This is a genomic window from Methylobacterium sp. 10 (genome assembly GCF_000519085.1).
GTDB lineage: Bacteria > Pseudomonadota > Alphaproteobacteria > Rhizobiales > Beijerinckiaceae > Methylobacterium.
In genome coordinates, this window is record NZ_KI912577.1 from 2,882,586 (window position 1) to 2,905,465 (window position 22,880).

General features: G+C 67.0%; 20 protein-coding genes. 12 read left to right on the forward strand and 8 right to left on the reverse strand.

Features of this window, described 5'->3' with window-relative positions; all coding sequences use genetic code 11:
• Positions 1–786: 786 nt before the first annotated feature.
• The 5 genes from K368_RS26670 (at position 787) to K368_RS0113370 (ending at position 5,751) form a co-directional block, all read left to right on the forward strand.
• On the forward strand, positions 787–1,236 hold the full coding sequence (locus tag K368_RS26670) for a hypothetical protein (protein ID WP_027172844.1): 450 nt from the start codon (positions 787–789) through the stop codon (positions 1,234–1,236).
• Between the two features lie 141 nt (positions 1,237–1,377).
• Positions 1,378–2,535, forward strand: a complete 1,158-nt coding sequence (gene mnmA, locus K368_RS0113355) for a tRNA 2-thiouridine(34) synthase MnmA (RefSeq protein WP_027172845.1) — start codon at positions 1,378–1,380, stop codon at positions 2,533–2,535.
• 81 nt (positions 2,536–2,616) lie between these two features.
• Positions 2,617–3,267, forward strand: a complete 651-nt coding sequence (locus K368_RS0113360) for a class I SAM-dependent methyltransferase (RefSeq protein ID WP_027172846.1) — start codon at positions 2,617–2,619, stop codon at positions 3,265–3,267.
• Between the two features lie 37 nt (positions 3,268–3,304).
• Positions 3,305–4,156: a VTT domain-containing protein gene (locus K368_RS24645; protein ID WP_036266293.1), complete on the forward strand. Its 852-nt coding sequence runs from the start codon at positions 3,305–3,307 to the stop codon at positions 4,154–4,156.
• A 134-nt stretch (positions 4,157–4,290) separates the two neighbouring features.
• Entirely contained in the window at positions 4,291–5,751 is a 1,461-nt protein-coding gene (locus tag K368_RS0113370; RefSeq protein ID WP_051440055.1) for a HAMP domain-containing sensor histidine kinase, read from the forward strand.
• Between the two features lie 2 nt (positions 5,752–5,753).
• On the opposite strand, the gene bioB is transcribed toward K368_RS0113370, so the two are convergent.
• The 3 genes from bioB to K368_RS0113385 form a co-directional block, all read right to left on the reverse strand.
• Positions 5,754–6,773, reverse strand: coding sequence for a biotin synthase BioB (gene bioB / locus K368_RS0113375; RefSeq protein WP_027172848.1), 1,020 nt, complete (start codon positions 6,771–6,773; stop codon positions 5,754–5,756).
• 92 nt (positions 6,774–6,865) lie between these two features.
• Complete coding sequence (locus K368_RS0113380; RefSeq protein ID WP_027172849.1) at positions 6,866–7,858, reverse strand: DUF808 domain-containing protein; 993 nt, start codon at positions 7,856–7,858, stop codon at positions 6,866–6,868.
• Between the two features lie 109 nt (positions 7,859–7,967).
• A complete protein-coding gene (locus K368_RS0113385) occupies positions 7,968–8,852 on the reverse strand; it encodes a fumarylacetoacetate hydrolase family protein (RefSeq protein WP_027172850.1) in 885 nt (294 codons plus the stop codon).
• Positions 8,853–9,299: 447 nt separating this feature from the next.
• On the opposite strand from K368_RS0113385, the gene K368_RS0113390 reads away from it, so the two are divergent.
• Entirely contained in the window at positions 9,300–10,565 is a 1,266-nt protein-coding gene (locus tag K368_RS0113390) for an outer membrane protein transport protein (protein ID WP_245259685.1), read from the forward strand.
• Between the two features lie 157 nt (positions 10,566–10,722).
• Here the strand turns inward: K368_RS0113390 and phaC are convergent, their stop codons facing one another.
• Positions 10,723–12,525 carry a class I poly(R)-hydroxyalkanoic acid synthase gene (gene phaC, locus K368_RS0113395; RefSeq protein WP_027172852.1) on the reverse strand — a complete coding sequence of 601 codons (1,803 nt, stop codon included), beginning with the start codon at positions 12,523–12,525 and terminating at the stop codon, positions 10,723–10,725.
• A gap of 114 nt (positions 12,526–12,639) precedes the next feature.
• Between phaC and K368_RS0113400 the strand changes: the two genes are divergently transcribed.
• The 3 genes from K368_RS0113400 (at position 12,640) to K368_RS0113410 (ending at position 14,678) form a co-directional block, all read left to right on the forward strand.
• Positions 12,640–13,011 carry a hypothetical protein gene (locus tag K368_RS0113400; RefSeq protein ID WP_027172853.1) on the forward strand — a complete coding sequence of 124 codons (372 nt, stop codon included), beginning with the start codon at positions 12,640–12,642 and terminating at the stop codon, positions 13,009–13,011.
• A 107-nt stretch (positions 13,012–13,118) separates the two neighbouring features.
• Positions 13,119–14,336 (forward strand): LL-diaminopimelate aminotransferase, encoded by a 1,218-nt coding sequence (locus K368_RS0113405; protein WP_018044439.1) that lies wholly within the window; start codon positions 13,119–13,121, stop codon positions 14,334–14,336.
• 129 nt (positions 14,337–14,465) lie between these two features.
• Positions 14,466–14,678 carry a hypothetical protein gene (locus K368_RS0113410; RefSeq protein WP_027172854.1) on the forward strand — a complete coding sequence of 71 codons (213 nt, stop codon included), beginning with the start codon at positions 14,466–14,468 and terminating at the stop codon, positions 14,676–14,678.
• Between the two features lie 84 nt (positions 14,679–14,762).
• Here the strand turns inward: K368_RS0113410 and K368_RS0113415 are convergent, their stop codons facing one another.
• Positions 14,763–15,056 (reverse strand): hypothetical protein, encoded by a 294-nt coding sequence (locus K368_RS0113415; protein WP_027172855.1) that lies wholly within the window; start codon positions 15,054–15,056, stop codon positions 14,763–14,765.
• Between the two features lie 222 nt (positions 15,057–15,278).
• On the opposite strand from K368_RS0113415, the gene K368_RS0113420 reads away from it, so the two are divergent.
• On the forward strand, positions 15,279–15,599 hold the full coding sequence (locus K368_RS0113420) for a hypothetical protein (protein WP_245259574.1): 321 nt from the start codon (positions 15,279–15,281) through the stop codon (positions 15,597–15,599).
• 3 nt (positions 15,600–15,602) lie between these two features.
• On the opposite strand, the gene K368_RS0113425 is transcribed toward K368_RS0113420, so the two are convergent.
• Entirely contained in the window at positions 15,603–16,028 is a 426-nt protein-coding gene (locus K368_RS0113425) for a DUF2809 domain-containing protein (RefSeq protein ID WP_027172857.1), read from the reverse strand.
• Positions 16,029–16,157: 129 nt separating this feature from the next.
• Between K368_RS0113425 and prfB the strand changes: the two genes are divergently transcribed.
• Positions 16,158–17,286 (forward strand): peptide chain release factor 2 gene (prfB, locus tag K368_RS0113430; RefSeq protein WP_155935136.1). Its coding sequence is split into 2 segments (ribosomal slippage): positions 16,158–16,226 and positions 16,228–17,286, totalling 1,128 coding nucleotides; the frame shifts between segments, so codons are not numbered across the junction.
• A 39-nt stretch (positions 17,287–17,325) separates the two neighbouring features.
• Here prfB and K368_RS0113435 read toward each other — a convergent pair.
• Both K368_RS0113435 and K368_RS0113440 read right to left on the reverse strand, forming a co-directional pair.
• Positions 17,326–18,549, reverse strand: coding sequence for a M23 family metallopeptidase (locus K368_RS0113435; RefSeq protein WP_027172859.1), 1,224 nt, complete (start codon positions 18,547–18,549; stop codon positions 17,326–17,328).
• Between the two features lie 122 nt (positions 18,550–18,671).
• Complete coding sequence (locus K368_RS0113440; protein ID WP_027172860.1) at positions 18,672–19,139, reverse strand: peroxiredoxin; 468 nt, start codon at positions 19,137–19,139, stop codon at positions 18,672–18,674.
• Positions 19,140–19,308: 169 nt separating this feature from the next.
• Here K368_RS0113440 and K368_RS0113445 point away from each other — a divergent pair, with 169 nt between their 5' ends.
• Positions 19,309–22,764, forward strand: a complete 3,456-nt coding sequence (locus K368_RS0113445) for an AsmA-like C-terminal region-containing protein (protein WP_027172861.1) — start codon at positions 19,309–19,311, stop codon at positions 22,762–22,764.
• Positions 22,765–22,880: the final 116 nt, after the last annotated feature.

The window sequence follows — 22,880 nt, forward strand, 5'->3', positions numbered from 1 at the left end:
CCGGCGGCTCGGGCCGATTCAGGGCTCTCAGATCCTCCCTGCACGGAAGTGGTGGTCGATGTTCCGGCGCCATCGGTCATCGGCAAGACTGCCTTGCCGGCTTGCTGCTGCATCTGGGACAGCGCTCCGGAGCGGATCGGGGAGGGAGCGGACGTCGCCTTCGCATCCTGCTTGGACAGCGTGGCCTCTGTGCCTGCCCTTTCGGCCATGGCAACGAAAGCCTGACGCATCGGCTGCTGAGGGAAGCCCGGCGTAGCGGCGGCGCCTCCCAGAGCGCCCGCCATCGATGAGTCTCGGCCCTGTCGCGGCATGGGGGGCTGCATGTCGGTGCCGGTCGTCGCCGAAGCGAAAGCCCGGCCCGGCTCTTGGGGCGACAGGGCGACCTGCGACCCGCCGCCTTCCGCCAATGGGGTGAGAGAGGGAGCGTTACGTTGCACCGGCAAACCTGCAAGAGGCGCGGCGTCTGTCAGGCTCGCTGAGGAATCGCGATCTTCCTCCCGACTGGATGAGACCTGCGGTGTCCGAGCGCCCTCGGATACCGGCATGGGGGCGCCAATGGCCTGCTGCTGGGGCAACCACGGCGAGGTCCCGGGGTCTGCCTCGTCCGGCGGCGTCGCCTGATCCTCGTCCCTTCGGGCTCGCAGCGACCGTGTCTCACCCACGTCCCCGATCTGCCCTGAAACCGAATCCCGCTCCCGCAATGCCGCCTCGGCCGAGACCACTCCTCCGGCATCGACCAATACGAGCCCATCATAAGCCGTCCGCTGCGAAGGCGCCGCAGGACCTGTGGCATCGCCCTTCGATTGCAGAGACGACGGGATCCTCGTCGCGCCCAGCCGGACGATGGCGGACACCGGCAAGGACGGTTTTACGATCGGCGAAGCCAGCGACGTCGCGACGACGGTCTTGGCCGCTCCACGCTCGCGAATGGCCGTCTTCGGCTCCACGGCTCCGCGTGAGGCCGGCATCGGAGACGGGGCCGGCTCGCCTACGGGGATGCTGAAACGTTCGAGGCCCGCCGCATCGGTGGCAAGAATCGTGGCGGGACGCGCGGCGATCGCGCTCGCGAGCCGCACCGCCTGGTCTCCGTTGATCGACGTGGTGGCCATTCGGCGCAATCTCCTCGCCCTCCCACAGCGCAAGCTCCGAGCCACGAATCACGCCCGGCAACCCATTGTTCCGACAGACAGTTTTTTCGTCGCCCGTGAATCATGTCAGCTCGACCCGGCGAAATGATCCCTGTCCAGGCAGGATTTGCCGGGTCCGGCCCGTCGACAGGCGAGACCTGCCGCCCGGCCTGCCTGGAAGTTCCACCTCAGGATCGCTATAGACTCCGCATGTGCGGGCGCTGCGGCCTGCCGGCGAACCCGTGACGTGATGAACTCCCTCGACCTTCCCAAGGCCCCGCACGAGACGCGCGTCGTCGTCGCCATGTCCGGCGGCGTTGATTCCTCCGTCGTGGCCGGGCTGCTCAGCCAACAGGGCTACGACGTCGTCGGGATCACGTTGCAGCTCTACGACCATGGGGCGGCGGTCCATCGCAAGGGCGCCTGCTGCGCCGGCCAGGACATCCACGATGCCCGCCGCGTCGCCGAAACCCTCGGCATCCCGCACTACGTCCTCGATTACGAGGACCGCTTCCGGGAATCGGTGATCGACCGTTTCGCCGAGAGCTATCTGGCCGGGGAGACGCCGATCCCCTGCGTCGAGTGCAACCGCTCGATCAAGTTCCGCGATCTGCTCGCCACCGCCCGCGACCTCGATGCAGACGTGCTGGCCACCGGCCATTACGTGGCGAGCCGGCCCGTGGAGAACGGCGGCCGAGGGCTTTACCGCGCCCTCGATCCGGCCCGTGACCAGAGCTACTTTCTCTACGCCACCACGGCCGAGCAGCTCGATTTCCTGCGCTTTCCCCTGGGCGAACTGCCGAAGGACGAGACCCGCCGCCTCGCCCGCGAGCTCGGCCTCGCCATCGCCGAGAAGGCCGACAGCCAGGACATCTGTTTCGTGCCCCAGGGGCGCTACGCCGACGTCATCGCCAAGCTGCGGCCGGATGCGGCCCGTGCCGGCGACATCGTCGCCCTCGACGGCCGTGTGCTCGGCCAGCATGAAGGCATCATCCATTACACGGTCGGGCAGCGGAAGGGTCTTCGCCTCGCCGTCGGCGAGCCGCTCTACGTGATCCGCCTAGAGCCGGCCACCGCCCGCGTGGTGGTCGGCCCGCGTTCCGCCCTGGCCACCAGCCGCATCCGCCTCGACGACCTGAACTGGCTCGGAATCGTGCCGCCGGGCGGAGTCGTCGACATGCCGGTGGCCGTGCGTGTCCGCTCGACCCGCGAACCGCGCCCGGCGCATCTGACGCTCGATTCCGGTGGAGCAACCGCCGAGATCGTGCTGGCCACACCGGAGGACGGCGTCTCCCCAGGCCAGGCCTGCGTCATCTACGCTGATGACGGCCCACGCGCGCGCGTGCTCGGCGGCGGCACCATTCGCCGCATCGACGCGTTGGCAGCGGGAGCGGCGCAAGCGGCCTGAAAACCAGGCCGCCCGTCACAAGCCCCCCGGCTCAACCGCCCGAGACGCCACCCCTTCCCATCTGCAGGACTGAGAGACGAAATGCTGAGCGAGCCGCAGGCCGGTCCGAGCACGGCCCTGATGCGCAAGGCCTACGCCCGTTGGGCACCGGTCTACGATGTCGTCTACGACAAGCTCACCGAGCCCGCAGCACGCGACGCGGTGATGGCCGCCACCGCATGCGGGCCGCGCATCCTGGAGGCCGGCGTCGGCACCGGGTTGTCCCTCGGCTATTATCCGCCCGGCAGCTTCGTCTGCGGCGTCGACCTGTCCGAGGACATGTTGAAGCGCGCCCGCGCCAAGGTGCTCCGCCGCCGCCTCACCCATGTCCGCGGCCTCCAAGTGATGGACGTGTGCCGCCTCGGCTATGCCGATGCCAGTTTCGACGCGGTGGTCGCGCAGTTCCTCATCACCCTGGTGCCAGACCCGGAAGCCGCGCTGTCGGAATTCCTCCGCGTAGTGCGGCCGGGCGGCGAGATCGTGCTCGCCAACCATTTCGGCCAGACCAAGGGGGCGGTCGCCAAGGTCGAGGAGATCGTGGCACCGCTCTGCACCAAGATCGGCTGGTCCTCGGCCTTCAAATCGACGCGCATCGAGGCCTGGGCGCGGCGCAACGGCGTCGAGTTCATCGGCGTCTCGCCGACCTTCCCCGGTGGTTTCTTCAAGATCCTGAGGATGCGGAAGCCCGGCTGAACCTGGCGCGTCGGACCGGGACCAGGGTGCCGGAGCGATGACACGCCCGTCGAACGGCTCCCTGCGCCGCGCCCTGCGGTGGCTGCCCATCCTCGCCCTGGTGGTCATCTCGCTCGGCGTTCTGGTCTCCGGCGCCTCGCACCTCCTCAGCTTCGACCGCCTGCTGTCCTATCGTGCATCGCTGGTGGAAGCGGTGGCCGAAGATCGCCTCCGCGCCATCGGCATCGCCTGCCTGGTCTATATCGGCTGTGTGATCGTCTCCGTGCCGGCCTCGCTGGTCCTGACGATCCTTTCCGGTTTCCTGTTCGGGGCCACCACGGGCGCCGGCATTGCTCTCGTCTCGGCGACGACGGGGGCGGCCATTGTCTTCTCCATCGGCCGTGGACCCGTGTCGGAGCTTCTCCTGAACCGCGCCGGGCCGCGCCTCGGCCGCCTCGCCGCTGGATTTCGCGACGATGCCTTCGGCTACATCCTCGTCCTGAGGCTCCTGCCGATCTTTCCGTTCTGGATGACGAACCTAGCCCCGGCGGCCTTCGGCGTTCCCCTGCGCACCTTCGTGCTGGCTACCTTTCTCGGTCTCGCCCCCGGCGCTTTCGCCTATGCGGCAGCCGGATCGGCGATCGAGGATGTCGTCGCGGCCAACGAGGCGGCCAAGGCGGCGTGTCTGGCGAGCGGCGCCGACGCCTGCGACGAGGCCCTGTCCCTGCGGTCTCTGGTCACCGTGAAGACTCTCGCCGGCCTCGGCGGCCTCGCCGCCTTCGCGTTGCTCTCCATCGGGCTGAGGCGCCGGTTTGCCCGCAAACGCAGCGGTACGTCGCAGATCCCCGTGGCCGGACACTCGACGGCGCGGCAGCCGGAGCGTAACCGTGATGTAAATTCATCGCATTAAGACGTAGAGTTGGACGCCGAGAGATCGGAATGACCGCCGCGGGAGGCACTGCGCCGGAGAAACCGGGACGAGCGAAGAAGCCCGGGATGAGGGATGATTGGGAGCCCGTGATGGACGCGACGCCACGCGCCGGCATGGAATTGCCTGTCCCCGTCAAGGCGGAGGCTCGGCCGGGAATCGGCCGTCATCTCGGCCTGTCGGGCCGGCTGTTTCTCGTGACCATCGCCTTCGTCGCCCTGGTCGAGATCCTGATCTACGTGCCGACCGTGGCGAACTACCGGCGCATGTGGCTGTCGGACCGTATCGCCGCCGCTCAGATCGCCGCCCTCGTCCTCGAAGCCTCGCCCGATCAGCATGTCTCGGAAGATCTCGCGCGGCATCTCCTGAAGGGGGTCGGCGCCAGCGCCATCGCGGTTCGCGGCGAAGGGACGCGCCGCCTCCTCGCCGTGGATGCGATGCCCTCCGAGGTCGCCGGCCTCGTCGACCTGCGCTCCCATGACTGGATCGCTTCCATCGGGGGGGCATGGCGCACCGTTTTCTCCAAGAGCAAGGGCCCGGTCCGGGTCATCGGCCACGGCCGGGACGGGTTCGACCTCGTGGAGATCCTCCTCGACGAGGCTCCCCTGCGTGAAGCGCTGATCGACTTCGCCGACCGGCTGCTGCTCTCGTCGCTGGCAATCGCCGCGGCCGTCGCCGGCCTCGTCTTCCTGATGCTGCAGCGGATCATCGTGCGCCCGGTCCGGCGCCTCGCCCGCAACATCACGGAGTTCGCCGACGATCCCCAGGGGAGCGACCGCATCATCACGCCGTCGCGCCGGACCGACGAGATCGGTCACGCGGAGGTGGCCCTGGCCCGCATGGAGACGGCGCTGGCCGGCGAGCTTCGCCAGAAACGACGCCTCGCGGAACTCGGCCTGTCGGTGAGCAAGATCAATCACGAACTGCGCAACCTCCTGACCACGGCGCAGCTCCTCGGGGACCGGCTGGAATCCGTGTCCGACCCGGCGGTCGAGCGCATCGCCCCCCGCCTCCTCGCCACCCTTGGCCGGGCGATCCGTTTCTGTGAGGAGACGCTGTCGTATGGGCGGGCGACGGAGGCCGTGCCGCAACGGCGGAAGGTCGAGCTCGCGCCGATCCTCGCCGAGCAATCCGATCTGTCCAGGCTCGACGGCGCATCAAGGGTGACGATTCGCGTGGTTTGCGACGAGGATATCGAGGTGGAGGTCGATCCCGACCAGTTCTCGCGGGCGCTCACCAACATCGTGCGCAACGCCGTTCAGGCCATCGGTTCGGACAAGGCGCGGCTGCTCGATCCAATGATCGAGATTGAGGCCACACGCCACGGTCGGCCGGGGGCGGGCGGGGTGACGATCCTCATCGCGGATAACGGGCCCGGGCTTCCCGAACGGGCGAGGGCGAACCTGTTCTCGCCGTTCGAGGGCTCGATGCGCTCGGGAGGGACGGGGCTCGGGCTGCCGATCGCCGCCGAACTGATCCAGCTTCAGGGCGGCAGTCTTACCCTCGACCCGACGGCGGAGGGGGAGGGCGCCCGCTTCCGGATCGTAATCCCGGATCGTGCGCCGTCCTCGCTCTGAACCTATTCGGCTGCCGCCAGGATCAGCCCCGGCACGGTAATGCCGATGTCGCGGAGCAGCTCCGCATCGGCATCGGTCTCGTTGTTGGCCGTGGTGAGTAGGCGCTCACCGTAGAAGATCGAGTTCGCGCCGGCCAGGAAGCACAGAATCTGCGCTTCGCGGGTGAGACCCTTGCGGCCGGCGCTGAGGCGCACGCGCGCCTTCGGCATGACGATGCGGGCCGTGGCGCACATCCGTACGAGATCGAGCGGATCCACGGGTGGCCGGCCTTCGAGGGGGGTGCCCTCCACGGCCACCAGTGCGTTGATCGGAACGCTCTCGGGATGGGGGGCGTGGTTGGCGAGCACTTGGAGCATCGCCGCCCGGTCCTGCACGCCCTCGCCCATGCCGACGATGCCGCCGCAGCAGACGCCGATCCCGGCATCGCGCACGTTCTGAAGGGTGTTCAGGCGGTCCTCGTAGGTCCGCGTCGAGATGATGTCGCCGTAGAAATCGGGGCCGGTATCGAGGTTGTGATTGTAGGAGGTCAGCCCGGCCTCGGCGAGGCGGCCCGCCTGGGACGGGGTCAGCATGCCGAGCGTGACGCAGGCCTCCATCCCAAGACCGCGGACGCCGCGCACCATGGAGAGGACCGCATCGAATTCCGGCCCGTCCTTGGGCTGGCGCCAGGCAGCGCCCATGCAGAAACGGTGGGCGCCAGCGGCTTTCGCGGCGGCGGCCTCCTTCAGGACCTTGTCCACGGGCATCAGACGCTCGCGCGGCAGGCCGGTGCCCTTGTGATGCGCCGATTGCGGGCAATAGGCGCAATCCTCGGGGCAGGCGCCGGTCTTGATCGACAGCAGGGCGGCGCGCTGGATGTCGGCCGGGTCGTTATGTGCGCGGTGAACCTGTGCTGCCCGGAACACGAGGTCGAGGAGCGGCAGGTCGTGGATCGCCTGGATCTCCGCCACGGACCAATCGTGTCGGATCGCGGGGATCTCGGTGGCGGGAAAAGGGGCGAGGGGGGCCACGGTCTCGGTCATGGCCCCCATGAGGCGAATCTTCGCCGGAAAATCAAGCCGGGCCGGCCGCATGCCCCGATGCATTTCCCTTCAGACCGGCCAGAATCGGCTCCTCACGCCGTCTTGCCGCGCAAGCCCGACAGGCCCGACCAGAGGGGCGCAATAAGGTAGCTGGTGATCGGAATCAGCGCACCGCCGACCACGAGACCGACGAGCCCGGAGCCGATGGCGGTGACGATCCATTCGACGATGGCCCCGATCGGCGGAACCAGCTTCGCACTGGCGGCAGCGGCTTCGTGGATCGCGTGGGCGACCTGGGGCAGGCCGTATCCTTCGAGGCCGTGGACGAGGATGCCGCCGCCGACCCAGATCATCGCGGCGGTGCCGACCACGGCCAGGATTTGCAGGAAGACCGGCATGCCCTTGACCAACGCGCGGCCGAAACCGCGGATTGCGCTGCCGAACACGGAAGCCGAGGTGTTCTTCGCCATCGCGACCCCGGCATCGTCCGCCTTCACGATCAGCGCGACCCCGCCATAGACGAAGACCGTGATGCCGATGGCGACGACCGCCAGCACGATCGCCTTCGTCCAGATGCTGCCTTCGGGAAGGGAGGCCAGGGAGATCGCCATGATCTCGGCGGACAGGATGAAATCCGTCTTGATCGCGCTCGAGACCTTGCGCGCTTCCAAAGCCTGGCCGTCCCCGGCATCGGCATCGAGCTTGGCCTCGTGCGCATGAGCCTTGTGCGGGAACAGCGCCTCGTAGACCTTCTCGGTACCCTCGTAGCAGAGATACGCCCCGCCGAGCATCAGCAGCGGGGTGATCGCCCACGGGGCGAAGGCCTGGAGCAGCAGGGCCGCCGGCAGCAGGAACAGCATCTTGTTGCGCAGCGAACCGATGGCGATCTTGCCCACGATCGGCAATTCGCGCTCGGCCGCGAAGCCCACGACGTAGCGCGGCGTCACGGCGGCGTCGTCGATGATGACGCCTGCCGCCTTCGCACCGGCCTTGGCGGCTTGCCCGGCGACGTCGTCGAGGGACGCGGCCGCGACCTTGGCCAGTCCCGCGATATCGTCGAGGAGGGCGATCAGTCCGATGCTCAAGGTTAGGTCCTTCCAACTGCCATGGGCCGAGCCGTGCGACGCAGTTTACCGGCCAAGCTGCCTCTAGCAGAGGAGACGAGCGAGGAGGGATTTCGATCCCCGCCCCGTCTCAATGAGTCGGTTCGCCTGCCGCGACCTTCGCCGTCCAGTCGTCGAAGGCGACGATCTCCTGGCGCTGCTCGCCGAGCCCGGTGATGCCGAGGGTCACAACGTCCCCGTTCTTGAGGAAGCGGGGGGGCTTCTGCGCCATCCCGACACCGGGGGGCGTGCCCGTGGTGATGACGTCGCCAGGCTCCAGCATCATGAAATGCGAGAGGTAGGCGACGATCTGAGCGACGCCGAAGATCATCGTCGCTGTCGAGCCCGACTGCATCCGCTCGCCATTCACGTCGAGCCACAGGTCGAGGGCGGACGGGTCGGGGATCTCGTCTAGGGTCACGAGCCACGGTCCGAGGGGGCCGAAGGTTGGGCAGCCCTTGCCCTTGGTCCATGTCCCGCCGCGCTCCAGTTGAAACTCGCGCTCGGAGACGTCGTTGCAGAGGCACAGGCCCGCCACATAGGACAGGGCTTCGTTGGCATGGACGTAGGATGCCCGTGCGCCGATGACGATGGCGAGTTCCACCTCCCAATCCGTCTTGGCCGACCCTTTCGGCAGGATGACGCGGTCGTTGGGGCCGCAGATGCAGGAGGGCGCCTTGTTGAAGACGATGGGCTCGGACGGGATGTCGGCGCCGATCTCCGTCGCGTGGTCGGAATAGTTCAATCCGATCGCGATGAAGTTGCGGGTGCCGCCGACGCACGGCCCGAGTCGCGTCTCGGCGGGCAGGAGCGGCAGCGTTTCGGGATCGATGGAGCGCAGGCGCTCCAATGACGTGGTGGCGAGGGCCGCCCCGGAAATATCGCGCAGGATGCCCGATAGATCGCGCAACCCGCCCTTCGCATCGATCAAGCCGGGCTTCTCGTCGCCCACGTCTCCGTAACGCACCAGTTTCATCGGTTCTCGCTCCGCTTCGATCAGTTGGCTGGCGAAGACATCGGTCCCTCCACCGCCCCTGGCAAGGTGTCGATGCCGGACAGGAGCATGTTGCATAATTCATACATGGGCTCGGGAATGCGGCGGAACACGCATTTTCGTGCCGATTATACCATGTGTAAATCGGACAGTTTAGATGTGAACCACTCCCTCCGATGCCTCTCGACGACCCAGGCCGACAAGATGACCCGATATGTTCCCAAAGTATATTTCGGATTATGAAATGATTAAGACTTCACCACACATGGATTGCATAGACCGACCAAGAAAGGCACTCTTCTGCTCAAGATGCGAGCCGGGGATCACGCCGCGGTAAATCCGAGCATCGCAAGCAAGGGTCGGAAGCAGGACATGGCCATGACGATTCGCAACGCGGCTCTGGCGGGACTCTCCGCCGCTGTCCTGGCCATGACGGCGGGTGAAGCCCTCGCCGGCGCGTTCGGCATCCGCGAACAGAGCACCCTCGCGCAAGGTCAGGCTTTCGCAGGCGCCGCGTCCGGCTCCGGCGGCGTCTCGTCGATGTTCTGGAACCCGGCCACGATCACCATGAGCCCCGGCTGGGTCAGCGAGCAGAATCTCAGCTTCATCAATCTCTCCTCCAAGATCACCCCCACCGACGGCACCTCCCCGTTATTCGCGCCGCTGGGCGGCAGCGGCGACATCGGCCAGGGGGCCGTGATCCCGGCCGGCGCCACCTCCTACCAGCTCACCGACCGGCTCTGGATCGGCATCCAGACCGGCGCACCGTTCGGCCTCGTCACCAAGCCTCGGGACGACTGGGCCGGTGCGGTCTATGGACGGTCGAGCCGCATCTTCTCGCTTTCGTTCAACCCGACCATCGGCTTCAAGGTCAACGAGTGGCTCTCGGTCGCCGCGGGGCCGAACATCGAGTATTTCCGCCTGACCCTGCGCCAGGCCTTCCCGCTCTCGTTCAGCCCGCTCATCGCCCCCAACGCGTCGCTCAAGGGAGAATCCTGGGGCATCGGATTCACGGCGGGCGTGCTCATCACACCCTGGGCCGGCACGGCGTTGGGCGTCGGCTATCGCTCCTCCGTGCATCACGACATCGAAGGCGCCTTCATATTACCGGGGCCGGCCGCTTTCCTGAGCCAGCAGGTCACCGCCAACCTCAACACCCCGGAGAAGCTGAGTGTCGGCCTGACCCAAGCCGTCAGTCCGGTCGCCCGTGTCAATCTCGGTTTCGAGTGGGACAACTGGTCGAGGCTCGGCGATGTCGGCATCGTCGGCCGCACCACCGGCGGCATCGCGACCACGCTGCCCCTGAACTACAAGGACGGCTACACCTATTCCGTCGGTGGCGAGTACGATTGGTCGCCCGCCCTGACGGTCCGGGCCGGCCTCGCCTACGAGCAATCTCCCATCGACTTCTCGAACCGCTCGGTGAGGCTGCCCGACAGCGACCGCTTCAACGTCTCCCTCGGAGGCAGTTATCGCTGGAGCGAGACGCTGACCCTGAACATCGCCTATTCCCACCTCTTCCTGGTGGGCGATTCGAAGCTCCTGGCCGGGCCGGGCCGCGACTACAATTTTCGCAATATCTCCCTCGCTGCCGATACGAGCGGCAGCGCGGACATCGTCTCGGTGGGCTTCCGCTACGTCTTCGGCGCCCCGGCAGCGCCGATCGCTTCCGCGCCGCTGGTGCGGAAGTTCTGAGTGCACTCTTGCGCGAAACGGAGGCCTCCTTCGAGGCCTCCGTTTCGCTCCGACACCTCAAGATGAGGTGATGCGGATCCGAAAACGCAGTCTAACAAACGTCAGTCGGCCGCAGAGGCCACCGACAGTCCCGTTGCCGGCTCGGCCATTCAACCGATCATGCCTTCATGCGGACATAGGTCCCGGGTGCCGGCCCGAGGGAGGCCAGTCCGCCCTCTCCGGGGATCCGCGCCGGCACGCGGGTGGGCGCTTGCTTCTCCAGCCAATCGAACCAGTAGGGCCACCACGATCCCTTGTGCTCGGTCGCCGCCGAAATCCAGTCCTCCAGCCGTCCCTTGGCCGGTCCGCCGGTCCAGAACCCGTATTTCGGCCTGGAGGGCGGGTTGACCACGCCGGCGATGTGACCGGACCCGGCCAGCACGTAATCGACCTTGCCGCCGAATTTCGAAGACCCTTCGAACACGGAGATGGCGGGGGCGATGTGATCCTCGCGGGTGGCGAGGTTGAAGATCGGCACCTTCACCTTCTTCAGGTCGAGGCGGACGTTGCCGAGGATCATGCGCCCTTGGGAGAGGGTGTTATCGAGGTAGCAGTTGCGCAGGTAGAAGGAATGGTTGGCTGCCGGCATGCGCGTAGCGTCGGCGTTCCAGTAGAGCAGGTCGAAGGCCGAGGGCGTTTGCCCCTTCACGTAGTTGTTGACCACGTAGGACCAGATCAGATCATTGGGGCGCAGCATGTTGAAGGCGGTCGCCATGCCGGAGCCTTCGAGGTAGCCGCGCTTCTTCATGCGGGCCTCGATGCCGCGGATCTGTTCCTCGTCGGCGAAGACCTTGAGGTCGCCGGCATGGGTGAAATCCACCTGCGTCGTCAGGAAGGTGGCGCTGTTGATCCGCTTGTTGCCCGTGGCCGCCTGCATCGCCAGGGTCACCGCGAGGAGGGTGCCGCCGACGCAATACCCGGCCGCGGCGACCTCGCTCTCACCGGTGGCGACACCGATCGCGTCGATGGCCGCCTCGATGCCCTCGCGCATGTAGCTTTCGAAATCCTTGTCGGCATGGCGCTCGTCGGGATTGACCCACGAGATGCAGAACACCGTCAGGCCCTGGGACACCATCCAGCCGATCAGGCTTTTCGACGGGTTGAGATCGAGGATGTAGAACTTGTTGATCCAGGGCGGCACGATCAGGAACGGGCGTTTGAGCACCGTCTCGGTGGTCGGCGAATACTGGATGAGTTCCATCAGGTCGTTGCGGAACACCACCTCGCCGGGCGAAACCGCGACGTTGACGCCGACCTCGAAACCGGACGGGTCGGTCTGGCGGACCCGCAGCTGGCCCTTGCCGGCCTCGATATCCTCGGCAAGCATCTTCATGCCGCGCACGAGATTGGCACCGTTCTCCTGCAGCGTGTGCCGAATCAGTTCGGGATTGGTCATCACGAAATTGGAGGGCGAGAGCGCACCGACGATCTGGCGCAGGTAGAACTGCGCCTTGTGCCGCGTATGCTCGTCGATGCCATCGGCCTCATCGACGAGCTCTTCGGCCCAGCGGGAGGTGATGAGGTAGCTCTGCTTAATGAAGTCGAAGATCGGGTTGGTGGACCATTCCGCGTGTTTGAAGCGGTTGTCCTTCGCCTCGGGCAACGCCACCGGCGACGCCTCCTCGCCCTGGAGCCGATGCCAGGTCGAGCCCCAGAGGGTGATGAACGCGTCGCTGAGTTTCTTCTGGGCTTCGAGGGACTTCTGCGGGTCGACCATCCAGCGCTCGACGACGGTGCCGAGGGTCTTGACGACGTCGTTGACTTCTTCCGGGGGCTTGGCCAGTTCGGGATCGAGCGGATCGGCCTGGCTGATCGGCTTCATGTAGGCGCCGGCCGTGCGGGTGAACTCCTCGATCAGCAACGTCGCGTTGCGCGACAAGGCGTCGATGTCGGGAAGCGGTGTCGTCCTGTCGGTCGTCACGCGTTGATTTCCCCTCTATTCCGCGGGACGGCCCGGCCGAACCGTCCTCGTTCTCGACAAATTAACGCGGCACCTCGACTTTCCGCCAGGGCACGGCTTACGTTTCGGGTCATTATGTCAGAGCCTTCATCACGGAATTACAGGCGGTGCGGCTTTGCTCCCCGCCTCGCCCTCGTCTTCGGCGGCCTGCTCACCGCGGGAGGATGCTCCGGCGACCTCAATGCCATGCGCGGCGCCTATACGCTCGCCGGGGGCGGGCCGAAGGATGTGAAGGCGCCCGACTTCGTGGTCGAGTCGCGCAAGACCGACGCCGAGTACCTGCCGGTGGGTGTCGCGGCACCCGCCAGACCCATCCGCGCCCGCACCGCCGAGGGGACCAAGGATCTCGAGAACGATCTGATGGGCGCGCGCGGGCGCAACGAGGCCAAGGGCCGTGCCGCCGAGAGTGCCGCGCGCGCCACCGGCCAGATGCAGCCTGCACAATAACGGTCGGCTCCTGGCCACCGAGATGGTAGACAGGCCGACCACGTCAGAGTGATGACAGTTTTGAACGCGCGAATCATGCGATTGGCGCATCGGATCCCGTGAAGCCCATGACCGATTTTCACCGCATCAAGCGCCTGCCCCCTTACGTCTTCGAGCAGGTCAACCGGATCAAGGCCCAGGCGCGGGCCAACGGTGCCGACATCATCGATCTCGGCATGGGCAATCCCGACCTCGATGCCCCGCGCCACGTCATCGCCAAGCTGGTGGAAACGGCCGGACGGCCGCGCACGGACCGCTATTCGTCCTCGAAGGGCATCGCGGGTCTCCGCCGGGCGCAGGCCAACTACTACAAGCGCCGTTTCGGCGTCAGCCTGAACCCCGACACCCAGGTGGTGGCGACGCTGGGTTCCAAGGAAGGCTTCGCCAACATGGCGCAGGCGATCACCGCGCCGGGTGACGTGGTGCTGGTGCCGAACCCGAGCTACCCGATCCACGCCTTCGGCTTCCTGATGGCGGGCGGCGTGATCCGCTCCGTGCCGGCCGAGCCGACCCCGGCCTTCTTCCCCGCCGTCGAAAAGGCGATGCAGCACTCGATCCCCAAGCCCGTGGCGATCGTCGTGTGCTATCCCTCGAACCCCACGGCCTACGTGGCGAGCCTCGATTTCTACCGGGACCTCGTTGCTTTCGCAAAACGCCACGAGATCATCATCCTGTCGGATCTCGCCTATGCCGAGGTCTATTTCGACGGCGAGCCGCCGCCCTCGGTGCTGGAAGTGCCGGGCGCCATCGATTGCACGGTGGAGTTCACGTCGCTCTCGAAGACCTTCTCCATGGCCGGCTGGCGCATGGGCTTCGCGGTGGGCAACGAGCGCCTGCTCGCCGCCCTCACGCGGGTGAAATCCTACCTCGATTACGGGGCGTTCACGCCGATCCAGGTGGCGGCCACCGCCGCCCTCAACGGCCCCGAGGATTGCATCGTCGAGATGCGCTCGATCTACAAGAAGCGCCGCGACGCGCTGATCGAGTCGTTCGACAAGACCGGCTGGAAGATTCCGAGCCCGTCGGCCTCGATGTTCGCCTGGGTGCCGATCCCGGAAAAGTATCAGGGCCTCGGCAGCCTCGAATTCTCCAAGCTCCTCCTCGAGAAGTCGGACGTGGCGGTGGCGCCGGGTATTGGTTTCGGCGAACATGGCGACAATTACGTCCGTATCGCGCTGGTGGAGAACGAGCAGCGCATCCGTCAGGCGGCCCGCAATATTCGCCGCTTCTTCGAGACGTCGGATCGCACGCTCCACAACGTCGTGCCGCTCACCAAGGCGGGCTGAGGCGCGTCACCGGCGTTGTTGCGGGGGGGAGACAGGTCGCGCCAAAGCGGCCCGCGACGCTCCCATGTGCTTGTCACGCAACGCGTTGCTGCGCAGGGTCGCGCCATGTCGCCTGTCACCGAGGATCGTATGCGCGGATTGACCCTGACCGTCGCGCTGCTGCTGGCCGCATCGGCCGGTGCCTGCGCGCCGAACCCGATCGTCGCACGCGACCCCGTTCCCGCGCCGGAACCGGGTCTAAGCTATGTCTGCGACTCGCAGCCCCTCATTCTGAACGCGATCCGCACCAATTGCGTGCCGGTGGAACGCGAGCCCCAGGTCGTCCTGCGCGCCAAGGGCTGAGCTGCGCGGACATACCGTCTCATCCACGAAAAAGGCCGGAGCATCGCTCCGGCCTTTTCCTTTTGTGGGCGATCGGCCCTGGTTTTAGCGAACGGCAGGCGCCGGGGAGACGGGCCGCGGCGCAGCGCTCGGATCGTTGGTGGTCATGCCGGGAGTGGACGGCATGGCGTTGCCCGGGGCCATGCGGGCGCCCGGCGCGGTCGCAGTGCCGGTGGTGGCGGGGCCTGCCTCCATGCTGTCCCCCTTGCCGACCACGCCCGACTTTGAACCGGCAGCGTTCGTGCCATGGCTCTCGGGCATTCCGGTCTGCGCAAAGGCGGCACCGGACAGGGCAACGACCAGTGCTGCGGCGGCGGTGGAGATCTTGATGGCGCTCATGGTGGGCTCCTTGCTGAATGCGCTTAACGAGTGCGCTTGTGGGTTCAACGCGGAGATTCCGGGCTGGTTGCCAGTTCGGTCGGGAGGCGTCTCCCCCGTGAGAGATTGGCCGGCCTCGAAAAAGTTACGTCCTGGCGCGGCGAGGACACGGACAGGCAACCTCTCCTGGGGCATGGTATGGGCATGAGCGGCCAAGGCCGCAAAACCGCGACGGAGCGACCCGTGCAGCATCTTTCGACCTTCGCCGCCACAGGCCTGATCGGCCTTGGCCTGTCCCTCGCCTCCGGCGCCGTCGCCCAGACGTCCTATACGGCGGCGAACGGCCCGTACATCCTGCCCACCGACCGAGCGACGGGCCGTCCCGTCCCGGACGATGCGCGCGCGATTCCCGTGCCGAGCGTCATGAATGGCGGCGGGTTCGGCCTCAGCGGCAACAGCTATTTTGAGGATTCGCCGACGGAAGGTCCGCTGAACGGACGCAAGCGGCCGCACGAATTCGTCCTGGCCCCGGCGCGTGTCGCGCCCCCCGCCTACGGCCGCTGACCCCTATCTCCCCTTCGCCCGGACGTCGGCCCAGCGATCCACGAGGGCGGATGCGGCGAGGCCTGCGGCATAGGCGACCAGGTTCCAGGGCGAGAAGATCCGTCCGAGCAGCAGCGCGCCGGGAAGCGTCAGTCTGAACGCGTCGAGCCACGGTGTATGGATGAGGCGGGAGAATTCCACCTGCAGGGCGATCACACCGGCGACGAGGAAAATCGTCCGCCCGCGCCGGTGCGGCAGCAACATTGCGACCAGACCGTAGACCATCGCCGCCCACAGGGCCGAGCCGCCGTATTTGACGATCCCCATCGGCAGACCGAGGGGAACGAGGCGCAGGGTCAGCCCCGCGACGATGATCGCGAGACTCGCCGCGAGACAGCCCCCTCGCGTCCGAATGCGGCCGATGGGTCGAGCCGTGGTGGCTGGCGTCATGCGAGTGAACTTCCCGGATCGTGAGGGAGCGGAAGACGGGTGCTGCCGTTTACACTGGGCGGGCGTCTCGGTATCACCCGCGTTCACACGCCGAACCCCACACCTTCGCACCACGAGCCGAAACACCAGATGCGCGCCGAGATCGAACAACTCTCGGATGCCGCCAAGCAGTCGATCGGACTGCTGAGGAGGCATCTTTGACTGGGATACCGTCGAGAAACGCCTCGCGGAGCTGAACGCAGCCTCCGAGGATCCCAACCTGTGGAACGACGCCGAGGCGGCGCAAAAGGTCATGCGCGAGCGCGGCGCCCTCGAAGACGCCGCGGGCGCGATCAAGAAGCTCAGCCAGGATCTCGATGACGCCGCGACGCTCATCGAGCTCGGTGAGATGGAAGGCGATCAGGACACCATCCTCGAGGGCGAGAACGGCATTCGCGCCGTTGAGAAGGAGGCCGCGCGCCGCCAGATCGAGACCCTCCTGTCCGGCGAGGCCGACGGGCTCGACACCTATGTCGAAGTCCATGCCGGGGCCGGCGGCACCGAGAGCCAGGACTGGGCCAATATGCTCCAGCGCATGTACGGCCGCTGGGCCGAACGGCGGAAGTACAAGGTCGACATCGTCGAGTGGTCGGATGGCGACGAGGCCGGGATCAAGGGCGCGACGCTCATGGTCAAGGGCCACAACGCCTATGGCTGGCTCAAGACCGAATCCGGCGTCCACCGTCTCGTGCGGATCTCGCCCTACGATTCGAGCGCGCGGCGGCATACCAGTTTCGCCAGCGTCCGGGTCTATCCGGTGATCGACGACCGCATCGTCATCGAGATCAAGGAATCGGACTGCCGCATCGACACCTATCGCTCGTCCGGTGCCGGTGGCCAGCACGTGAACACGACCGATTCGGCGGTGCGCATCACTCACAATCCCACCGGGATCGTGGTGGCGTGCCAGCAGGAGCGATCCCAGCACAAGAACCGGGCCACCGCCTGGAACATGCTGCGCGCCCGGATGTACGAGGCCGAGCTCAAGAAGCGCGAAGAGAAGGCCAATGCCGAGAACGCGGCCAAGACCGATATCGGCTGGGGCCACCAGATCCGGTCCTACGTGCTGCAGCCGTATCAGCTGGTGAAGGACCTGCGCACGGGCACCCAGTCCACCGATCCCGACGAAGTGTTGGACGGCGCACTCGATCCCTTCATGGAAGCGTCCCTGGCCCAGCGCGTCTATGGCGGCGCCGGCGAGGTCGAGGACATCGAATAGTCCTCGATGACGGCCGGATCGCGCGGGAGGGTGAGATCCCTAGCGGGCGTCCAGGAACTTCGCGTCCGATTCGCTGAGGACGCGCAGGAAGCGCTGCGGGTCCACGGGCTCGCCGTCGATGCGGGTCTCGTAATGCAGGTGGCTTCCCGTGGAGCGTCCGCTCGACCCGACGCGGCCTATGGACGCCCCGGCATCGACCCACTGTCCGGCGCCCACCGCGATGGAGGAGAGATGGGCGTAGCGGGTGACGAGCCCGTTGCCATGATCGACCTCCACCATGTTGCCGTAGCCGCCGTTGTAATCGGCGACCGTTACCCGCCCGGCCGCCGTGGCGCGGGCGCTTTCCCCGAACTCGGCCTTCATGTCGAGGCCGGTATGCAAAGCGAGCCCGCGCGTGAAGGGATCGAGGCGAGGGCCGAACCCGCTCGATAGGCTGTAATCCCCGGACAGGGGCCGCCGGAGGGGGAGGGCGGAGGCGATCCGTCGGAGATGCGCTTCCTCGCCCAGAGCCCGCTGGACCTGTCCCACCGCGAGGCCGAACGGATCGGTGGCGAGCGGCACGAGCGGCCCGCCGATCCCCGCATCGCGCTGCCGTTCAAAACGCTGCGGGTCGAGACCGACCCGGATGACGATGTCGCGCAGGCGCTGGGAGCCACGGATCGCGCGCACACCCAACCCGTCGAGGGTCTGGATCTGGTGCGCGCCCAGACGATCGAGGCGCTGTTCCAGCCCTGCCAGAACCTGCTCGGTCTCTCGCATGGATTGGCGGCCGGGCGCGCCGTCGCGTGAGCGCAGTTCGAAAGCGTCAGGCGTCGGAAAGGGTTTTGGCGCCGGCTTGGCTGGAGTTTTGGCGACCGAATCAGTGATTGGGCTCGCGTAACCGAGCGCCCCGGTCTCGGCGAGATCGTCCGCCGCGATCCTGTCGGCCATCGCGGCGGGGCGCCCCGCCTCGCCCGCGAGGAGCGAAAGCTGGGTCTGTCGCTTCTCCATCGCGGCCTGGCGCTGGGACAGATCGGCCATCCGTGCGGCCAATCCCTCGCGCGTGGCGAGATGCTCCATCGTCGCCCGGTCGAGCTGCAGCCGGAGGGCTCCGATCCGCTCCTCGTAGGCATATTGCAGGGCAGTCTGCTGGGATACGAAGCGGGCCAGGACCTCGTCGTGGAACACGAGGTACCATGTGGCGGCACCGGCCCAGAGCGTGGCGATCGCAAGGCCACAGATAAGGGCCGGAACGAGGCGCCGTCCGACGTTCGGCAGGCGCATCCCTCCAGCGATGGGAAACGAGAGACGCATCCGGGCCAACCCCACTCCAACTCCCGCCATTGGAGGGGATCAGGGTTAACGAAGCGCAAAATCCGATGCGCGAGACGCGTGCGGCAGCGGCCTTAGGCGAGCGCACGCGCCGCGGAGAGAACCTCCTCCGCATGGCCGGGCACCTTTACCTTCGACCAGATGCGGGCGATGCGCCCCTCTCGGTCGATGAGCACGGTGGTGCGCTCCACCCCCATGTATTTCCGGCCGTACATGCTCTTCTCCACCCAGACGCCATAAGCCTCGAGCATCGCCTTGCTCTCGTCGGAGGCGAGGGGGAACGTCAGATCGTACTTCGCCCGGAACTTGTCGTGGCTCTTCACCGTATCCGGGGAGACGCCCACCACCACGGTATCCGCTTCCCCGAAGGCGGCGCCGAGAGCGTTGAAGCCTTGCGCCTCCAGAGTGCAACCGCTGGTATCGTCCTTCGGGTAGAAGTAGAGTGCGACCTTACGACCCTCGAACCCGCCGAGGCTGATTTCTTCACCGCCCGCGCCCGGTAATGTGAAGGCGGGAGCGTGATCTCCGGTGTCGAGAGGCATGGTGCCTTCCTTTCGGCCGATTGATAGTGTGCCACAAGAGGCGTTGATCGAGGGGTGCAGGTAACCCCTCGGCTGAGGACCGAAAGATTGCCGGGTCAAGGCAACCCCGAATCCCGGACACCCGCTCGATAGCGTGAGCGGCCCGTCCGATCCAGCGGCTCAAGGATCGATGAATCAGGACACGGCCACAGGTTTGCGACGGGGCAGGTCGCCCCGGCGGCGGCGCCCGCTGCTATGGTGCTCGCTCGTTCTCGTGGTCGCCCTGATGCTCGCCGTGTCCGGCGTGGTCTGGCGTCTGACCAACGGTCCCTTGCGCATCGACGGCATGTCCGAGCGCGTGGCCTCGGCCATCGCTGGCAGTATCGGGCCCGGCTGGCGGGTGGACCTGCGCGACAGCACCATCGAGCTTGATTCCGAGAATTCCCTGGCGCTTCAGGTCGCCGGTCTCGACATCCACAATCCAGACGGTGCCCTCGTCCTGCGTGCTCCCATGGCGGTGGTGAGCCTGGATACCTGGGGACTGCTGCGCCTCGCGGTACAGCCGAGGGCCATCGAGTTCCGCGACCTGCAGATGACCGCACTCGTCCACCGGGACGGGTCCATCGCCTTCGCCGGTTCCGATCCGGCCCATGCCGCGGCGGAACCCCACACCCTGCCCAGCGTCGACAGCGCCCGGGGAACCTCGTCGCCGATCTCGGCCGCCGTCGCCTCGATCTTCGGCATCGTCCTCGATCCCGCCGGCGTGGTCGGAGCCCTCGACCGGGCACGGATCACCAATGGCCGCTTGACCCTGATCGACGACGACGCGCGCCAGCGCGGCGTGTTCGAGCATGTGAACGGGCTGTTCCGACGTGACGCGGTGCGGGATTCCCGCGTGTTCGAACTGCGTATCAACGGACCCCACGGGGAATGGCGCTTCGGCGGTGACCTGCACGAGGGCGGGGAGGGAAAGCGCAACGGCATCATCACCCTGGACGACCTGCCGGTCACCGATCTGCTTCTCCTCTCCGGCCAATCGAAACTGCCGATCGAGACCGACCTGAAGGTGTCGGCCAAGGCGGAGGTCGGCCTCGACAACGGCCGGGTCGAGACCCTGAAAGCGACGGTGAAGACCAGCGACGGCAATTTCCTCATCGAGGAAAAGGACTTCAACCCGGTCACCATCGAGAGCCTGACCGCCTCGGTCAGTTGGGACGAGGCAAGGCGGGTCCTGAATCTCGACAGCATCGATTATCTCGGAGCCGGCAACGCGGTTCATCTCGCCGGTGTCTGGACCGCGAGCCCGGTAGGCGGTCCCACGGCCTGGACCCTAGCCCTCGCGGGCAAAGACGCGATCCTGCGGGGTGCAGCCAGATCGGACAAACCGGTCAAGCTCGACGCCCTTTCGGCCCATGTCACGGGGCGCGACGGCGGCTTGTCCATCGACGAGTTCACCGTCGCCGGTGCCGGGGGAGCCACCGGCCGGGTCACGGGCACGGTGGACACGAACGCAGATGAGGGCGGCCTGACCCTCAACATCACCGCGGCCCATACCGACGGGCGGATGGCCCTGCGCCTGTGGCCGGAACATATCGCTCCTCCCGCCCGCGAGTATCTGGTGGACAACCTCCAGGGCGGCCTCGTGGACAAGGTCGACATCACCGTCGACATGAGCGGCAGCGAGCTCGCCGCCGCCACGCGCGGCGAGCCGATGCCGGATAGCGCCATCCATATCGACTTCGCCGTCTCCAATGCGACGCTGGTGGTGAGCGACGGCGCTCCGCCCTTGAGCCGCGGCCGTGTGACGGGGACCATCACCGGCCTCACCACCAACATCCGTGGCGTCACCGCCGACGTCCGGATGCCAGACGACCGAACGCTGTTCATCACGGACGGATCCTTCGTGATCCCGAAGATCACGCCGGACACCGTCATCGCCCAGATCGGCCTCAAGCTCGGCGGCGGGGCGGATGCTCTCGTCGCCCTGCTTCAGACCAAGATGTTCAAGAACCTCACCGGGGTCGAGATCGACCCGGCCTCGGTCAAGGGGAATGCCGACCTGCGGATCGACTTCCCGCTCAACCTCAAGCGCATTCCCGACCTTCCCGACCTGCCCGTAAGCCTCACGGGAACCCTGAGCGACCTCGCCGTCGAGAAGGCCTTCGGCAAGGAGAAGCTGGAGAGCGGCCGCTTTGCCGTCGCCTACGAGCGCGGCGGCTTCACTCTCAAGGGTGACGGGCGGGTACTCGGCTCGCCGCTCACCCTCGACCTGCGCCAGCCGAAAGCGGGCGCGCCGGGCGAGGTCAACGCGACGCTCCTCCTCGACGAGGCCCTGCGGGCGAGGCGAGGCCTGCCGGTGGCGCCGCAACTCGCCGGGCCGATCCCGTTGAAGATCAACCTCGCCATCGGAAAGGGAAGCCCGGCCCGCTCCCCCATCCGCATGGAAGCGGACCTGACCCGGGCCTCCATCGACGGCCTGATCCCCGGCTTCGTCAAACCCGCCGGCAAGCCTGGGCGCGTGGGCTTCGTCATGACCGAGGTCAGCCCCGGCGGGGCGATGGACCTGCGCGACATCGTCCTCGACGCCGGCACCGCCAGCGCGCGCGGCACGGCGGCCATCAACGGGGACGGACAGTTCGACCGGGCCGACCTCTCGAGCTTCAAGCTCTCGCCCGGCGACGACATGCGCATCCAGATCGACCGCAGCGGCAACCTCTACAAGGTGGGCGTGAAGGGAGCCGTGGCCGATGCGCGACCCTTCCTGAAATCGCTTGGGGGACCGGAGGGCAAGGCTGCGAAGGAGAGCGGCCGCGACCCATCCAAGGAGATCGAGGCCGATATCAGCTTGGGCATCATCACCGGTTTCAACGGCGAGGCGCTGACCGGCGCCAGCGCGAAGCTCTCGATGAAGGGCAAGGACTTCCGCTCGGGACGTCTCCAGGGCCGCTTCAACGGAGCCGGGTTCTCGGCGGTGGTGTCCCGCTCGGGGCGGGGCGATCCCTCGATCAACATCGAGACCACCGATGCCGGCGCGACCCTGCGCTTCGTCGACATCTACAAGCGCATGTATGGCGGACGGCTCGTCCTCGGCAGCACCCTCGGCGACGGGCCCCAGACCGGCGTGGTTCAGATCCGCGACTTCGTGCTGCGCAACGAGCCGGCCCTGTCGAGCATCATGGCGCAGGGTCCGGCGACCAGCGAGGTCGTGGATGCCAAGGGCCGCAAGCAGATCATCCAGAACGCCGGCAACGATGTGAGCTTCGACCGCCTGCGGGCGAACTTCACCCGCATCGGCAGCCGCGTCGACTTCACCGACGCCGCCATCTCCAACGCCGCCATGGGCTTCACCATGAGCGGCTATCTCGACACGGCCAAGGAACGGGCCGACATCAACGGCACCTTCGTCCCCCTCTACGGCCTCAACAACGTCGTCTCGCGACTGCCGCTGTTCGGGCAGCTTCTCGGAGGGGGCAACAACGAAGGCCTGTTCGCCCTGAATTTCCGGGTCTCGGGGCGATTGTCGAAGCCGGACGTGAGCGTGAACCCGCTCTCCGTCCTGGCGCCCGGCATCCTGCGCCGGCTGTTCAGCGCTGGTGGCAATGACGGCCTGCCTAGCGCTACGTCCGCCGGAGAGACAGAACGCTGAAGTGGCCGGCCACTTCACTCACTCTGCGGGCTGCTGAATTCACACATCTCCTGGGCGGCTGTTCCCATACGCTCGAGCGTTCGAGATGAGGCGCGACGGGCTCCCTCTCCTTCCAG

Bases quoted from the DNA above. Each gene is read 5' to 3' on its own strand.
- mnmA (WP_027172845.1), top strand. From the start codon at position 1,378: ATGAACTCCCTCGACCTTCCCAAGGCCCCGCACGAGACGCGCGTCGTC.
- K368_RS0113360 (WP_027172846.1), top strand. From the start codon at position 2,617: ATGCTGAGCGAGCCGCAGGCCGGTCCGAGCACGGCCCTGATGCGCAAG.
- K368_RS24645 (WP_036266293.1), top strand. From the start codon at position 3,305: ATGACACGCCCGTCGAACGGCTCCCTGCGCCGCGCCCTGCGGTGGCTG.
- K368_RS0113370 (WP_051440055.1), top strand. From the start codon at position 4,291: ATGGAATTGCCTGTCCCCGTCAAGGCGGAGGCTCGGCCGGGAATCGGC.
- bioB (WP_027172848.1), bottom strand. From the start codon at position 6,773: ATGACCGAGACCGTGGCCCCCCTCGCCCCTTTTCCCGCCACCGAGATC.
- K368_RS0113385 (WP_027172850.1), bottom strand. From the start codon at position 8,852: ATGAAACTGGTGCGTTACGGAGACGTGGGCGACGAGAAGCCCGGCTTG.
- K368_RS0113390 (WP_245259685.1), top strand. From the start codon at position 9,300: ATGACGGCGGGTGAAGCCCTCGCCGGCGCGTTCGGCATCCGCGAACAG.
- K368_RS0113400 (WP_027172853.1), top strand. From the start codon at position 12,640: ATGTCAGAGCCTTCATCACGGAATTACAGGCGGTGCGGCTTTGCTCCC.
- K368_RS0113405 (WP_018044439.1), top strand. From the start codon at position 13,119: ATGACCGATTTTCACCGCATCAAGCGCCTGCCCCCTTACGTCTTCGAG.
- K368_RS0113410 (WP_027172854.1), top strand. From the start codon at position 14,466: ATGCGCGGATTGACCCTGACCGTCGCGCTGCTGCTGGCCGCATCGGCC.
- K368_RS0113415 (WP_027172855.1), bottom strand. From the start codon at position 15,056: ATGAGCGCCATCAAGATCTCCACCGCCGCCGCAGCACTGGTCGTTGCC.
- K368_RS0113425 (WP_027172857.1), bottom strand. From the start codon at position 16,028: ATGACGCCAGCCACCACGGCTCGACCCATCGGCCGCATTCGGACGCGA.
- K368_RS0113435 (WP_027172859.1), bottom strand. From the start codon at position 18,549: ATGCGCCTGCCGAACGTCGGACGGCGCCTCGTTCCGGCCCTTATCTGT.
- K368_RS0113440 (WP_027172860.1), bottom strand. From the start codon at position 19,139: ATGCCTCTCGACACCGGAGATCACGCTCCCGCCTTCACATTACCGGGC.
- K368_RS0113445 (WP_027172861.1), top strand. From the start codon at position 19,309: ATGAATCAGGACACGGCCACAGGTTTGCGACGGGGCAGGTCGCCCCGG.